The following is a 13,948-nucleotide window of genomic DNA, read 5'->3' as shown; positions in this document are numbered from 1 at the left end:
GTTTATCCTAATTTCGTTCCGCAGTATTTACAGTAGGCCCACTCGAGGCAAACCGGCTTGTTGCATTTCGGGCATCGTTTCCCCGACGCTTCGGCCTTCAGGTTTTGCATGAGGTGACGGTATTGGGCACTCTTTTCCCACCGGAGTATTTCGCGCACACGCACCGCACTGAAGGGGTGGTCTTGCCCCATGATTACCGATAGTTGCAGAGCCTTGTTCCACAGGCCGTCGTTGCGAATCTCGTCGTATCGGTCGGCCTGTTTGGCCCACTCTTCCAGGTCCAGATGGTTGGTGATGGCGCGCGGGCCCCCGGCGAGTCGTGCCATGACGCGGGCTACCACTTCGGGCGAGGTGATGATGCTGCCGCATCGGTCGCACGAGAGTTCGGCCTTGCGGCTCCAGTAGAGCAGCGCATATTCAATGGGTTTGGCAATGGAGCCCAGTATGCCCAGGGCATCGAGCCCCATGGATACATATTGGGCCACCATGTTGTAGACCACATGGCGGCAAAGTATGTGGCCGCATTCGTGAGCCAGCACGGCATCCAGCTCTTCGTCGTCCATCATCTCTACGAGCCCCGATGTCACGACGATAAATATGCGCGTGTCGCCCGAGGTATAGGCGTTGGGGTTGGGATTCATTTGCAGGTAGAACTCGGGTTCGGCGATACCCAGCCGCTCGCATATCGGGGGCAGGTGACGGTAGAGCTCGGGCAACTGCTTGTCGGACAGTCTAATGGTCGACGCCATATTGATCCCGTATTGCAGTTTTTCGTATCCCAGTTCCAGTATTTTCTTGGCCAGGGCCGGGAACCCGGGGATGCTCTCCAGTTGGCGGAGGGCCGCCGCATCTTCGGGATGTATGAATTCTGATGCTTTAATCATGGCATTCTGTTTTAGTTTTTTCGTCGAGATTCATTACTCTTGGTCTTCTTGGTCCTTATCCCACGTGATGTTGTCGAGTCGGGTGCCGCACTGGTCGCAGAAGTGCTGGTGGCGGTAGACCGTGTTGCCGCATTGCGGGCAGCGGTACTCCAGCTTCGACTCCTGTATGCGGCGCTTGAGTACCTGATAGAGCTCGGTATCTTCCCGTTTGATGAGGTCGTAGCCCAGCTTTTTCAGCAGCTTGATGGTCTGCATGGCCATCTCGCGGTCGTACCGTTTTTCCGATTCGGGCAGTTGCCCGTAGGACACCATGTCGGGGGTCTGCTTCAGCGAGTCGTTGCGCTGCGGACCGTAGGTCCAGCCTTCGGACTTTCGGTTCTCGGCCCAGATTTCGTGGGCGTTCTCGGCGATGGCTTCGCGCAGGTCGTTCAAATCGTCGTCCAGCACTACATCGGTAAGGTCGATGGGGTGGGGTGTATATTGGTTCATGCTGTTGTCGTTGGTTGCGGTTACCAAATAGTATTTGGAGTCGGCCCAGGCGTTCATAAACTGTTCGGTCGGGTAGCTGTCGCTTGGCCGGGAGCTGTTGGGGTCGTGGAGTGTGATGGTGTGCTGCGCCGTATCGCAGGCCAGTATTACCACCGTGTGGTCGGGTATCTGCCCGACGAAGAGGTCTTCGGCCAGTTCGTCGCTCGGGTGGCCCAGCAGTTCGCCTCCGTCGACGGCGGCAATCACGTCGCACCCGGCGTCGAGGGCGGCGACGATGTCCGACAGGCTGCACTGGTAGCGGCGAGTCACCGACAGGCCGTATCGCTCGAGATGCCGCCCGATGTGGTGCAGCGGGGTGCCGTCGGGTTTCTGCCACTTGTTGCGCACGGCGTCGGCCAACAACTCTTTTTCGTCGAAGGCAATTGGGTGGCGGTTGAGGATATAGGTTTCGCACTCGAGGCAGCAATAGTTCTCGTCGCCACACGAAGCGGCCAGAGCCGTCATGGGCAGGAGGTCGATTTCGTCGGCTTCGAAGCTCTCGGGCTCGTCAACGGCTTGTGCTATTTTCACGACCTCGCGCAACCGGGAATCCTCGGCCAGAGCCTTGAGCACACGTTCATTCTCGGCTGCCGTAGCTCTCCCGTCCAGATAGGCCGCCAGCAGTTCGGACGATATGTAGTTGTTATCGGTCGCTTCTTTTTTCATACTTTTCTGCTTCGTTAATGGCTATTTTAGTCAGCGCCTCAATAGCCCGTTTCTTGATGTTATATAGATTATCTACCGTCACTTGCAGGGCGAGGGCCACCTCGCGGGGTTCGGCATCGTGCAGTACCAGCTCTCTGATGACGTAGACCTGACGTTTGTTGGTCATCCGGGCCAGCAGATATTCCAGGTCCAGTCGCGACGTCAGCCTCTTTTCCTCGTCGACGGTTTCGTCGACCGGGGTCTTATCTAACAGAGTCTCTTGAGGTTCCATATCTATCAGGCAGTCGCGTTTGTGGATAAAGTAGCGTATGGCCACGGTTTTCAACCACTGGTAGATGGAGCTCCGGCCCTGGAACTGTTTGAGGCGGCAGGCCTCGTTTTCCATGAGGTAGAGGTAAAACTCGTTGACAAATTCATCGTAATCGACCGGATAGGAGAATACCAGGCTTATGACCTTCTTGAAAAGCGGTCGGCAGTTCTGAAAAAAGAATTGCTGCGTGATGCGTTCGTCCCGGTCAATCAGTGATTGTATCAGTTGGTTATCTGTCATTTCTGTTCGCTTTGAACTGTCTGTGTTTCATAGCCCGGTCTATAGTCCCACGGTATGAAATATGATCCCTTTCTTGTTTTGTCCTTGTATGTCGAGGTGTGTTTCGACATTTGCAAAAATAGCGATTTTTATTTCAACGCCCTATATTTTGCAGCTAAAAGATAGCCCGAATGTGGCGGCTCGAGGTTGAAATGGAAACAGAGCGAGGGCTGTGCCGAGGCCGATAGCCCCCTGTACAGCCCTGCTCAAGAAAGAGAAGAAGGCGGGAAACCGTTTATCGTCGTTCCCGTTGGTGTGTCAAAATCTATTCGACTATGTAGCCGTGAGTATCGAGCAGATACCAATCCCGGCTGTCGGCATCCTGTACCTCGAAGAGGGTAGGCGACAGCTGGGGCCGTTTGGAATAAGAGAGGGCTCTTGTGCCGCGAATCTATCAGTGGAGGATGAGAATATTTCGTATTCATCGGTAAACAGAAGAGGCCGTACCGGAAATTCCGGTACGGCCTCTCGGGGTTATGGTTATGAACGATTGCTTTTACAGCAGACTCCAGGCCACGGTCAAACCGGCCATGACGATGGCTACCATGCTCATCAGCTTGATGAGGATGTTCAGGCTCGGGCCCGACGTATCCTTGAAGGGGTCGCCCACGGTATCGCCCACGACGGTAGCCTTGTGCACGTCGCTGTGCTTGCCGCCGAAGTTACCTTCCTCGACATATTTCTTAGCATTGTCCCAGGCACCGCCGGCGTTGGCCATGAAGATGGCCAGCACGAAGCCGGCACTGAGGCCGCCGATGAGCAGGCCTACCACGCCCGATACACCGAATATCAATCCCGTCACGATGGGAGCCACGATGGCCAGCAGCGAGGGTACGACCATTTCGCGTTGAGCTCCCTGGGTCGAGATGGCCACGCAGCGTTCGTAGTCGGGTTCGGCCTCGCCGGTGAGGATGCCCTTGATTTCGCGGAACTGGCGGCGCACCTCCTCGACCATGTGTGCGGCGGCACGACCTACGGCGTTCATGGTCAATCCGCAGAAGAGGAAGGCCATCATCGAACCGATGAACATGCCCGAGAGCACTTTGGGGTTCATCAGGGTAATGTCGTAGTAGCGCATGAAGTCGGTAAACGAGGCTTCGCTGATCATCACCGTAGTGCCGTCGGCAAACTCGAGGACGGTCTCGCCGATGCGGGTCAGACCGATGCGAATCTCCTCCATGTACGAGGCCAGCAGAGCCAGACCCGTGAGGGCGGCCGAGCCAATGGCAAAGCCTTTGCCGGTAGCGGCGGTGGTGTTGCCCAGCGAGTCGAGGGCGTCGGTTCTTTTGCGTACCTCTTCGCCCAAGCCGCTCATCTCGGCGTTACCGCCGGCGTTGTCGGCAATGGGACCGTAGGCGTCGGTAGCCAGAGTGATACCCAGCGTCGAGAGCATGCCCACGGCTGCGATACCGATACCGTAGAGGCCCAGGGTCACGTTGCTCAGGTCGAAGCCCGAGGCAAAGAGGTAGGAGAGGATGATACCGGCTACCACGGCAATGACGGGGACAGCCGTTGAAATCATGCCCAGACCGATACCCGAGATGATGACGGTGGCGGGGCCGGTCTTACCGCTCTCGGAGAGGCGTTGGGTGGGGCGGTACGATTGCGAGGTGTAATATTCGGTGCTGCGTCCGATGATGATGCCCACCAGCAGACCCACCACTACCGAGCCGCCTATCAGGGCCCAGTTTTGCAGTTGCAGAGCCCACAGAATACCGAAGGTGGCAAATACGATGAGTATGGAGCTGAGGTTGGTACCGAACGAAAGCGACTTCAGCAGGTCTTTCATCTTGGCATCTTCGTGGGTACGTACCGAGAAGATACCGATGATGGAGAGCAGAATGCCTACGGCGGCGATGAGCATGGGGGCGATGACCGCCTTCATCTGCATTTCGGTTTCACCCGCACCGATAAAGGCTGAGGCACCCAGCGCCGAGGTGGCCAGGATAGAGCCGCAATACGACTCGTAGAGGTCGGCGCCCATACCGGCCACGTCGCCCACGTTGTCGCCCACGTTGTCGGCAATGGTAGCCGGGTTGCGGGGGTCGTCTTCGGGGATACCGGCTTCGACCTTGCCCACGAGGTCGGCACCCACGTCGGCGGCTTTGGTGTAGATACCGCCGCCTACACGGGCAAAGAGGGCCTGGGTAGAGGCTCCCATACCGAAGGTAAGCATGGTGGTGGTGATGACACAGAGTTTATGCGCCGGGTTCAAGGCTTCGTCGGGAATCACGGCATTGAGCAGCAGATACCAGAACGAGATGTCGAGCAGTCCCAGACCCACTACCACGAGGCCCATGACGGCGCCGCTGCGGAAGGCGATGCGCAAGCCGCTGTTGAGCGAGGTGCGGGCGGCATTGGCCGTACGGGCCGACGCGTAGGTGGCTGTCTTCATGCCCAGATAGCCCGACAGGCCCGAGAAGAAACCGCCGGTGAGGAAGGCTACCGGAACCCATTTGTTCTGAACCCCGAACCCGAAGGCCATGATCGAGAACAAAACGACCAGAACCAGGAAAACAAGCCCGACGACCTTGTATTGCTGACGCAAGTAAGACATGGCTCCCTTACGCACGTGGAGCGCAATCTTCTGCATCTGAGGGGTTCCCTCGTCGGTTTTCATCAGCTGCTTATAAAAATACCAAGCAAAGAGTAGAGCCAGTACCGAAGAGATGGGTACAAGCCAGAATAACGCATTTGTCATAGCAAAATATTGAAATTAAGTTAACATTTTATAGAGGTTAAAGGTACGGCTGTTTGTATAAACGGCCAAATCTTTTTCTCTAATTTTTGTTTTTTTAGAGGCTCGGAATCCCGGTTCAAAACAATAGGTACATGCGCTTCTGAGACAAATATTTTTCGGGATATTTCTTGGAATTGTCAATTAAAAAAAATATATTTGTTGATGTTTCCTTTTTATTCTTACCGACTTATGAAAAGTAGTTCGAAGTTTAACTCGTTGGGAGGGTTCCCCGATTTGGAGTCGTTCAAGGACGAATCGGGGAAATATGGCTACCGGGAGAAGCACTCCGGTAAGGTATTTATAGCTCCGCAATTCGACGCCGCCCACTCGTTTCACGAGGGGGTTGCCGTGGCGATGATCGACCACAAGTATGGGTTCATCGACCGGCACGGGCTGGCGGTAGTCAAGTTTGACTACGACTGGGCCCACTCTTTTCATAACGGTCTGGCCCTGGTCGAGCGAAACGGACGATACGGGTACATCAACCAGGAGGGTAAGGAGATAGTCCCTATCGTATATGAGCATATTGCCGATTTTCACGAAGGCCTCGCCCCGGTGAAGCTGCACGACAAATGGGGCTTTATCGACCCCTCGGGCAAGGTGGTGATTCCGCCGCGCTTCGACGACTCGTGGTGTTTCAACGAATCGCTGGCTGCCGTGCGGATGGACGAGAAGTGGGGCTTCATCGACAAGACGGGCCACCTGCTCATACCGCTGCAATACGATTTTGCCTGGAACTTCAAGGAGGATGTCGCCGCCGTGAAACAAAACGGGAAATGGGGCTATATCGACAAGGCCGGGCAGGAGTTTCTGCCCTTCCTCTACGACGAGGCCGACTCCTTCTCCAAAGGGCTCGCCGAGGTGAAACTCGATACGCTGTGGGGTGTCATCGACAAGACGGGTACCTGGCAGAGAAACGAAGAGTGCATCTGAAAACACGCAACGAACCATATCACTATTTATACGGATAAAAGAGCCAGTCTCGCCTCCTGTGAGGTGAGACTGGCTCTTTTTTTGACTCTGCTGTTGCCCGGCTTAGGCTGGGGCGGGCGAGTCGTCCGTACGGCGATAAACGGTTGAAAAAAGAGGGGCGACTCAACGAATTGAGCCGCCCCCGCTTTTATATAGGTTGAACTATATGTGGATTGTTACCGAACCATCTTGATGGCATGGTTACCCACTTTTACAATGTAGAGTCCCGCACCGGGCAGGTCGTAGACGCCCTCCGATTCACCTGCGGGAACCGACAGAAGCAGAGCGCCCTTGACGTCGTAGAGGTTGACCGGCTCGTTGTTGGGGTTGACAACGTGCAGCTTGCCTTCGCTCACGTAGGCCTTGACACCGTCGAACTTCTCGCTGGTTACCGACGAGGGGAGGAGGTCGATGAATTGCAGGTCGGAGTATCCGCTCTGGTATACAAAGGCACCGTCGCCCAGGTAGGCCGAAGATACGTTATAGGCATAACGCTCGCCGGGGAAGTTGTCGAGGTTGGAGAAGTCCATGTGAGTCTCTTCGGTAAAGAGCGATTGCAAGGGGAGCATCACCTTCTGGTCCTTGTTCATGCTCATCTCTACCTTCAGGTTGTCTAGCATGATGATACCGTTGTCTTCGGTGAAGATGATGAGGTAGCTGTCGGGTTGTCCGCCCGTGAGCGTAATGGTCTCGTGCTTCAAGGTGCCTTTGGGAACCAGGAAGGTTTGCGGCGTACCCTCGATGTTGATGCTATTGTCTTCGCCTACCGTGGCAAAGGCAACGATGGCAAATACATCGGTAGTCGACGAGGCGTGGATGCTCAACCAGTCGACGTCGATCGTTACGGTACCGTCGCCCAGCGAGAAGTCGAGTTTCGGCGAAATCATGTAGCCCATGTCGAAGAAGTCGGGATACATGTTGTCGATACCCAGGGCACCGTCGGCAAAGGCGGTTACACTGATGTACCAGTCGGCCATGCCGGCAAATTCGTCAAAGTAGTAGGGGCTGAACGATTCGAAGGGATCGGTGATGGTCATGTCGCCCCAAGGTTGATAGCTGGGCGGGCAAACGGCATCGGCAAAGTCGGTGTCGATAATCGACAGCTTTTCGTCGGCCAGAGCCGTATGCTCCTTATACAGGAAGGGGGTGTAGCCTTGCGAATAGGGAACCTCTTCCCAGTTGGCGGTGAAGCTGTTCGAGGTGATGTTGGTAGGCTCGAGCGGCAGGGGAGCGGTGAGTTGCGGAACGGCCGGCATGGCATATCCCGACTCTGCCGATACGCCGGCACCCTTCGATTGTACAATGTAGTAGTAGGTGAGCGAGGGGTCGCAGCCGGTTACCGTCATGCAGGTGTCGGTCGTCTCTTCCTGGCGCAGCAGATAATTCGGCTCCATCGTGTAGTTGTCGACCACCAGATTATAGACGCTTACCAGGTAGGAGGTAGCACCCTCGACCGGACGCCAGCGGAGCGGGCCTTGAACGAGTCGCCGGTATACTCGACACACGACATGAGGTCGGGCGAAACGAGCTCGGACAAGATGGCATACTCTTCGGAGTAGGGCGAAAGCTGGGCGGCGTTCTTGCCGCGAACGGTGAAGAAGTAGGTGGTCTCAACCTCCAGACCCGAAACCTGAAGGCTCGTGGTCGTAGTCTCTTCATCTTTCAGTTTGTAGACTTTTTGGTTGTTCTCATCCTTGTAATAGAGGTCTACGAGATACGAGGTGGCGCCATCCAGAAGTCTTGTCACAAAAATAAGAAAAGAGTTTATTCCTAAATTAAACCTATGGTAAAAAATGGAACCGTTATGACTTTTTTGCTATCGTAATGACAGACCGGGATGCAGCCGGTATGCCGCGTATTTTTCAATCGTGCCACGATTATCGCCGCAGGGCAACGGATATTTGCGGCAGATATTACCAACCCATAAACAAACAAGCAGGAGATGATTTACAATGTACTTTCTACCGCCATTCCTCTGTTGGGCAGTCTCTTTGCCACGCAAAAGGGGAAACAGCAGGCTAACCAGGCCCTGCAGGCACAGCAACAGCAGTATGAGCAGGAGTTGTCGCAACTGGACAACCTCTTCAACCGCACCTATTACAGCAACATGCTCGACCGGTCGGACGTGAGGGGGCTGCTCAGCGATATGCGCGAGCAGATGGCTACCTCGACCCAGGCTCTGAAAAACAAGGCCAGTGTCACCGGGGCTACTCCCGAGTCGATTACGGCTGCCCAGAAGGCTCAAAACCAGGCCTACGGCAAGGCGGTGAGCCAGGTGGCCAGCTATGCGACCGGCTGGAAGGAGAATGCACTCAAGAATTACCTCTCGGCCCGTACGGCTCTGGAGGAGTATTACCGACCGGTGAAGTCGAACTACATGGGCAATATCCTCGGCAGTTCCTTCTCGTCGACTTTCAACACGCTGAAGAATTTGTTTAACTAAAAATCCATTTTACAATGAGCAATCGCATAACTGCCAACGGGGAGTCGGCTCCCCAATCGCCCCAGCTCGCCGACTATATGGGCGGGGGGAAGTGTTTCCTGGAGTCGTGCCGGGCTTACCTCGACGACCTGCACCGCGAGGACGACCCCGACGACCGTCGCGGGGAGGCCCGCCGCGAGCTTGCGGCCCTGCGCGAAGTGCTGGAGCTGCTGCGGCAACCCGACCGCGACATCGACTCGGGTATCGCCGCCATCTGGCTTCCCCGCTCGTTCGACGAGAAAGAGCGTCGATACCGCAACTTCCGGCTGTGGTCGGACTTCGCGTCGGGGCAATACCGGCCCGAGTCGCGCTGTCCCGCCCTGAGCGAGAAGGCGCTGCTGAAGGCGTTGCAGGCGGGGCACAACGATTTCGAGTGCAAACACCACCTTTTCAACCTGCTGGTATCGGCCGGCTTCCCCCGCAAACTGGCCTGCCTGCTGGCCAAGTATCTGGGCCATCGAGTTACAAACTAATTTTATCTGTCGAAGAGTATGAACAAGTTACAAAGCATGCCCTCTGTCGAGGGCAACGGGATATATGGCTGGGACCTTATCAATCCCTATCTGCAAGAGTTGTATCGGAATCAGGAGGAGGGGGCCGACGGCGACCTGCCCGCCTATACGGTTCCGTTGCCGGGCGAGAATCGCCCGGCGGGCGCGGGTGCCGCACCGTCGCATCAGGTGACCGTCCCGCTTCAGCCCGATTTTCCCGTCAATCCCGACCCCAAGGTCGAGGAGCCGCGCAAGTTGCAGTCGCTCACCGAGGGGTTGAACCTGGCGGGGAAACGCATCTGGAACGACCTGAAATATTCCAAGGGGTATATTCAGGACCTTTTCTCCGACGACAAGAGCGATGCCGCCAAAAGCGCGCTGGAGCACCTGCCCGAGTATGCGGGCAGCACGCCGGAGCAGTTGCAGCAGAAGGCCGATTCGCTGGGCCGTGAGCCCGAGCAGAAACCCGTCGACCGCCCTCGCATCGAGCTGGAGGGGCTCGAGGAGTACCGCCGTTTGCAGGGCGAGGGACTGCCGCAGGGCGAGATTGCCCGCCAACTCTCCGAGACGGCCCGGTGGGGCAACGAAGGGCGGCGCATCATGGAGGAGGCTCGCGCTACCGAAAACGCCTTCCCCGAGACCGAGGGGGCGGCCGTGGCCGGCGAAATCCTCTCCGATGTGGCCCGCATGGGTATCCCCGTGGCGTTGGGGGCTATCTCGGCGCCGGTGGGTGTGGCCGCCGGGGTGGCCAGCGTGGGGGCGTCGGTAGCCGAGAGCCATGCCCAGGCGCAAATGGAGCTCGACAACTACGAGGAGGAGACGGGCGAACCGCTCTCGGCCGGACAGCGGGCGGCCTATACCGCCATCAGCATGGGGGCCGATTTCCTCTTCGATGCCCTGCTCCAGAGCCGCTACCTCGGCAACCTCTCGAGGGGCGTCAAGCGGCGGGCGTCGCAATATTTCAAGGATGAGCTGCTCAAGAACAAGGAGGCGCGGCGCGAGGCGACCAAGCTGATGAACAGTCTGCACTATACCGATTTTGCCCGCACTACGCTCGGGGTAGTCAAGGATGCGGGGGTCGGTGCCGTTTCCGAGGGGGCCAACTCGGCCATCCACGACGTGGGGCGCATGGTCTATGTCAATCCCGAAGATTATCCCACCCTCAGCTCCATTTTGCAGAATGCCGCCGTCGGTATGGCCGCGGGGGCTACGGTCGGGAGCGTGGCCGGAGGCTTGGGCCGGGTGGTCAACCGCCGACGCAATGCCGCCCTGCGCGACCGGCAGGAGATTATCGGCACCCTCGAGTACGACGGTTTTACCACCGATGTCGTCGACTACGACCCCGAGACCCGCACCGCTACCGTGATGCACCCGCAGTACGAAAAGCCGGTGAAGGTCCCCGATGTCGACATCGACATGATGCGCCCCATCTCTACGGGCGAACTGAAACAGCGTGCCCAGGAGGCGCGGGCGCTGCACGAACCCGACCCGCTGGAGACGGTGTTGCGCGACCCCGCCAAAGATCAGGCTTGGCGCGAGATGTCTACCCGCGGGAAATATCACCTCACCAAAGATTTGGCCGACCGCATGGGGCTCGACAATGTCTATATCTATGAACATCAGTCGGATATCCCCGAGTCTATATTAAAACAAAAAAAAGGAGGCGGTTTTATTGCGGGATTTTATCGCCATAATGGAGTTATTGGGATTGTACTTGATAAGATCTCTTCCTATGAAATGCTTCAACGGGTTATGCTGCATGAAGCGGTAGGCCATCGGGGACTCGATGCCCTCTTCGGTAACTCCTATTTCAAGGATGAGTTTTTGATGAGAGTTTATCGTTCCATGCCCCATATTTGGAAAATGCGGGGCAGTTCGTGGGAGGCTCGCAAAACGGATGCCGAAGAGTATTTAGCCAGTATGGCAGGATCTGGAGCAGGCTCTACGTGGAAGCAGATTTGTGCCGATTTACGCGATATGCTTCGTATTCTCTGGCCGGGTATGAAATTTTCAGACGGTGAATTACGGCGTATTATCATGTTGTCTCGTAGAGTTTTACGAGATGATGAATCTATTTCGGCTTGGAATCGGAAGGTACGGCGACAACTGGGTGAGGCGGAGTATAACAATCAATTAGGTACCCCCTTGACCGAGATGGAGCGGGAGCCTTACCGCCTGCTGTGGGAGGAGGACCCCCAGTGGCAGCGCTACAAACGCTTCTACGACGAGGTCTATGGCGAGCCGCAAAAGCGGCCTGATACAAATCCACTCGAGCCATCGGCGGGGAACTGAACAGCGAGGGCTGTGCCGGTATCGGCACAGCCCTTGGTTTGTATATCGGTCAAGTTGCCAAATATCCAACAGACAGCGCCTTATCGGCGGGCTATCTCGGCTTCGATACGGGCCAGCTTCTCCTCCATCGGGAGGAAAGCGTCGAGCCAGAAGATGTGGAATCCCCGCCGCTCCATGCCTCGAAACCAGGTCATCTGCCGTTTGGCGAACTGGTGTATGGCTATCTCGAGGAGCGAGACCATCTGGTCGTAGGTAGTGCGGCCGATAAGGTATTCGGTGATATATTTATACTCCAGCCCGTAGTAGATGAGGCCCTCGGGGTCGATGCCCCGGTTGAGCAGCCCCTGCACCTCGGCCACCATGCCGGCCTCGAGTCGGTCGTGCAGCCGCCGGGTGATGCGGGCCCGCCGGCTCTCCCGGTCGATGTTTACCCCCACGATGAGGGCATGCTCCACCGGGTGGGGTACCAGTTGCGAGGGCTCCTGGCGCGAGTAGTACTCGGCTATTTCGATGGCCCGTATCGCCCGCTTGCAGGTGTCGGTGTCGGTCTGGTTGTGCAGCGTCTTGTACCTCTTGAGTATCGCCTCGAGCTCGGGCAGCGACTTGTCGGCGAGCGACCGGCGTAGCTCGGGGTTCTCGGGAACCGGAGGGAGGGAGTAGCCCTTGAGCACCGCCTCTATGTAGAGGCCGGTTCCCCCGCAGAGGATGGGCGTTTTGCCTCGTGCCACTATCTCGTCGTAGGCCTGGTGATAGTCGCGGATGTACTCAAAGAGATTGTACTTGTAGCCCGGGGGGCAGATGTCTATCAGGTGGTAGGGGATGGTCTTGCCCCCTACGGTATACTCCGCCAGGTCTTTGCCCGTGCCGATATCCATCGAGCGGTATATCTGGCGCGAGTCGGCACTGATGATTTCGGTATCGAGGCGGGCCGCCAGAGCAACGGCCAGCGAGGTTTTGCCCGAAGCGGTGGGGCCCAGTATGGTTATCAAGTCAAGCATCGCAGCAGGTTGAAGAGTGTCGTTTTCGTAACAGTTTTTGGAACCAGAGGTCGATGCGGCCCAGCAGCCGGTCTTCGTTGTGCCGGCTCACATAGAGCCAGATGGGGTCATCGAACTCGATATTCAGTTCTTGCAGGTGACGCAGCGTAAAGGCCGGTTTGTATCCCCGGATGGGGTATCGCCGCTCGCCGTTCATGTGGTAGGTGCGGGCGGCATTGACCACCGTGCAGAGGCGGGCGTAGCACTCCCGGAAGAGGGGGTGGAGCCGGTGCTCCCGGTTGAGCCGGGCAATCTCTTCGACCGTATACCAGCGGCCGGGGTAGCGCTCCATTTTAGGTATATCTTTGTCGGAGAGAAATAAAATATAGTGACCGGCATAATGAAACAAGTCTTCAGAATTTGTTAAGCTAAGTTTACGAATATTGGTATCTTCAATGTGTAAATCCTCATTAACAATTTGATGTACCTTTTGAAGTTCATCTTCTTGATTTAAACAATAGTCAATATATGAATGATGTATAGGAATATCCAGCCCAGCACCATTACCCCATATCTCTTCTTTATCAGCTTTATCAGTCCGTTCAACTAAAAAAATTTTTTCTTGAGCAATAACCATAATGCGAATGGTGCTAAATACATGCTCCATGCCTTCTTCTCCATTCATCGCCAACTTCCCCCCTTTCCCTGACGGATGAATCGCCATTTCCAAGAGCCAGCGGCGAATGGTCTCGAAAAGGATAAGGGCCACGCACAGGGCAGCCGGGAAGAAGAGGTAGAAATAGCGGCCCAGCCGGCTCTGGGTATCGATACCCCAGAGGAAGAGTACCCACGCGACCACCGACACGATAAGGGATCCGAAGAGGAGGATGCGGATGATGTAGTAGGCTTCGAGCCGGGTATAGTCGCCCAGCAGGTTGCGCTCCCAAATACCGCCCCGCTTGATGACGCACTGCTGGCAGAAAGGGGGCTGTATGTTGCGCTGCTCGAACAGGTAGGTGAGCAACGCCATGAAGGGAGCCTGGAAGAGGACCATCGGGACAAACGGGAGGTGAAGCAGCGCCAGGCCGAGCCACAGCACGCCGCTCACGGCCAGCGCCCAGCCGACTACCCAGCCAATCGTGCCGCACCCCTTGTAGAGTTTGCTGAGAAAAATCGAGACCACAATCCAGACCACCCCCACGGCCATCGAGGCGACTATCGTCGTCCGCGCTTCGAGCAGAGGCGTGAGCACCCACAGCACGACAGCCGGCAGGAGCTGCAGCGAGTAGATGTTGGTCCAGCTTATTTCACGATTCTTCATCACGGG

At 56.6% G+C, this 13,948-nt stretch carries 12 protein-coding genes; 4 read left to right on the top strand and 8 right to left on the bottom strand.

Going from position 1 to position 13,948, the window contains the following annotated elements; all coding sequences use genetic code 11:
• Positions 1 to 2 precede the first annotated feature (2 nt).
• From B5F38_RS04510 to B5F38_RS04495, 4 genes are all read right to left on the bottom strand, one after another.
• Positions 3 to 884 (bottom strand): M48 family metallopeptidase, encoded by an 882-nt coding sequence (locus B5F38_RS04510; protein ID WP_087408117.1) that lies wholly within the window; start codon positions 882 to 884, stop codon positions 3 to 5.
• A 33-nt stretch (positions 885 to 917) separates the two neighbouring features.
• On the bottom strand, positions 918 to 2,078 hold the full coding sequence (locus B5F38_RS14480; RefSeq protein WP_241147803.1) for a RyR domain-containing protein: 1,161 nt from the start codon (positions 2,076 to 2,078) through the stop codon (positions 918 to 920).
• A complete protein-coding gene (locus tag B5F38_RS04500; protein ID WP_087408116.1) occupies positions 2,056 to 2,628 on the bottom strand; it encodes a sigma-70 family RNA polymerase sigma factor in 573 nt (190 codons plus the stop codon). The genes B5F38_RS14480 and B5F38_RS04500 overlap by 23 nt, the downstream gene beginning before the upstream one ends.
• A 535-nt stretch (positions 2,629 to 3,163) precedes the next feature.
• Positions 3,164 to 5,368, bottom strand: a complete 2,205-nt coding sequence (locus B5F38_RS04495; RefSeq protein ID WP_087408115.1) for a sodium-translocating pyrophosphatase — start codon at positions 5,366 to 5,368, stop codon at positions 3,164 to 3,166.
• A 228-nt stretch (positions 5,369 to 5,596) separates the two neighbouring features.
• Between B5F38_RS04495 and B5F38_RS04490 the strand changes: the two genes are divergently transcribed.
• Complete coding sequence (locus tag B5F38_RS04490) at positions 5,597 to 6,340, top strand: WG repeat-containing protein (RefSeq protein WP_158096841.1); 744 nt, start codon at positions 5,597 to 5,599, stop codon at positions 6,338 to 6,340.
• A gap of 215 nt (positions 6,341 to 6,555) precedes the next feature.
• Here B5F38_RS04490 and B5F38_RS04485 read toward each other — a convergent pair whose 3' ends face one another.
• Both B5F38_RS04485 and B5F38_RS04480 read right to left on the bottom strand, forming a co-directional pair.
• Positions 6,556 to 7,884 (bottom strand): hypothetical protein, encoded by a 1,329-nt coding sequence (locus B5F38_RS04485; protein ID WP_143240903.1) that lies wholly within the window; start codon positions 7,882 to 7,884, stop codon positions 6,556 to 6,558.
• A complete protein-coding gene (locus B5F38_RS04480) occupies positions 7,806 to 8,126 on the bottom strand; it encodes a fibronectin type III domain-containing protein (RefSeq protein ID WP_087408112.1) in 321 nt (106 codons plus the stop codon). The genes B5F38_RS04485 and B5F38_RS04480 overlap by 79 nt, the downstream gene beginning before the upstream one ends.
• Positions 8,127 to 8,321: 195 nt before the next feature.
• Here B5F38_RS04480 and B5F38_RS04475 point away from each other — a divergent pair, with 195 nt between their 5' ends.
• From B5F38_RS04475 to B5F38_RS04465, 3 genes are read left to right on the top strand one after another with little or no spacing between them, the layout of a single operon-like run.
• Positions 8,322 to 8,822 carry a hypothetical protein gene (locus B5F38_RS04475; RefSeq protein ID WP_087408111.1) on the top strand — a complete coding sequence of 167 codons (501 nt, stop codon included), beginning with the start codon at positions 8,322 to 8,324 and terminating at the stop codon, positions 8,820 to 8,822.
• 14 nt (positions 8,823 to 8,836) lie between these two features.
• The gene (locus B5F38_RS04470) at positions 8,837 to 9,334 is read left to right on the top strand and encodes a hypothetical protein (RefSeq protein ID WP_087408110.1); all 498 of its coding nucleotides are present in this window, start codon (positions 8,837 to 8,839) and stop codon (positions 9,332 to 9,334) included.
• Between the two features lie 18 nt (positions 9,335 to 9,352).
• Positions 9,353 to 11,644, top strand: a complete 2,292-nt coding sequence (locus tag B5F38_RS04465; RefSeq protein ID WP_143240902.1) for a hypothetical protein — start codon at positions 9,353 to 9,355, stop codon at positions 11,642 to 11,644.
• A gap of 80 nt (positions 11,645 to 11,724) precedes the next feature.
• Here the strand turns inward: B5F38_RS04465 and miaA are convergent, their stop codons facing one another.
• Positions 11,725 to 12,642: a tRNA (adenosine(37)-N6)-dimethylallyltransferase MiaA gene (gene miaA, locus B5F38_RS04460; protein ID WP_087408108.1), complete on the bottom strand. Its 918-nt coding sequence runs from the start codon at positions 12,640 to 12,642 to the stop codon at positions 11,725 to 11,727.
• A complete protein-coding gene (locus B5F38_RS04455; protein ID WP_087408107.1) occupies positions 12,635 to 13,942 on the bottom strand; it encodes a hypothetical protein in 1,308 nt (435 codons plus the stop codon). The genes miaA and B5F38_RS04455 overlap by 8 nt, the downstream gene beginning before the upstream one ends.
• Positions 13,943 to 13,948: the final 6 nt, after the last annotated feature.

This window comes from Barnesiella sp. An22, assembly GCF_002159975.1.
In the GTDB taxonomy this organism is placed as follows: Bacteria; Bacteroidota; Bacteroidia; order Bacteroidales; family Barnesiellaceae; genus Barnesiella; species Barnesiella merdigallinarum.
This window is presented reverse-complemented; position numbering and strand designations above follow the sequence as displayed.

Bases quoted from the DNA above. Each gene is read 5' to 3' on its own strand.
- B5F38_RS04510 (WP_087408117.1), bottom strand. From the start codon at position 884: ATGATTAAAGCATCAGAATTCATACATCCCGAAGATGCGGCGGCCCTC.
- miaA (WP_087408108.1), bottom strand. From the start codon at position 12,642: ATGCTTGACTTGATAACCATACTGGGCCCCACCGCTTCGGGCAAAACC.
- B5F38_RS04470 (WP_087408110.1), top strand. From the start codon at position 8,837: ATGAGCAATCGCATAACTGCCAACGGGGAGTCGGCTCCCCAATCGCCC.
- B5F38_RS04465 (WP_143240902.1), top strand. From the start codon at position 9,353: ATGAACAAGTTACAAAGCATGCCCTCTGTCGAGGGCAACGGGATATAT.
- B5F38_RS04475 (WP_087408111.1), top strand. From the start codon at position 8,322: ATGATTTACAATGTACTTTCTACCGCCATTCCTCTGTTGGGCAGTCTC.
- B5F38_RS04455 (WP_087408107.1), bottom strand. From the start codon at position 13,942: ATGAAGAATCGTGAAATAAGCTGGACCAACATCTACTCGCTGCAGCTC.
- B5F38_RS04495 (WP_087408115.1), bottom strand. From the start codon at position 5,368: ATGACAAATGCGTTATTCTGGCTTGTACCCATCTCTTCGGTACTGGCT.
- B5F38_RS04490 (WP_158096841.1), top strand. From the start codon at position 5,597: ATGAAAAGTAGTTCGAAGTTTAACTCGTTGGGAGGGTTCCCCGATTTG.
- B5F38_RS14480 (WP_241147803.1), bottom strand. From the start codon at position 2,078: ATGAAAAAAGAAGCGACCGATAACAACTACATATCGTCCGAACTGCTG.
- B5F38_RS04500 (WP_087408116.1), bottom strand. From the start codon at position 2,628: ATGACAGATAACCAACTGATACAATCACTGATTGACCGGGACGAACGC.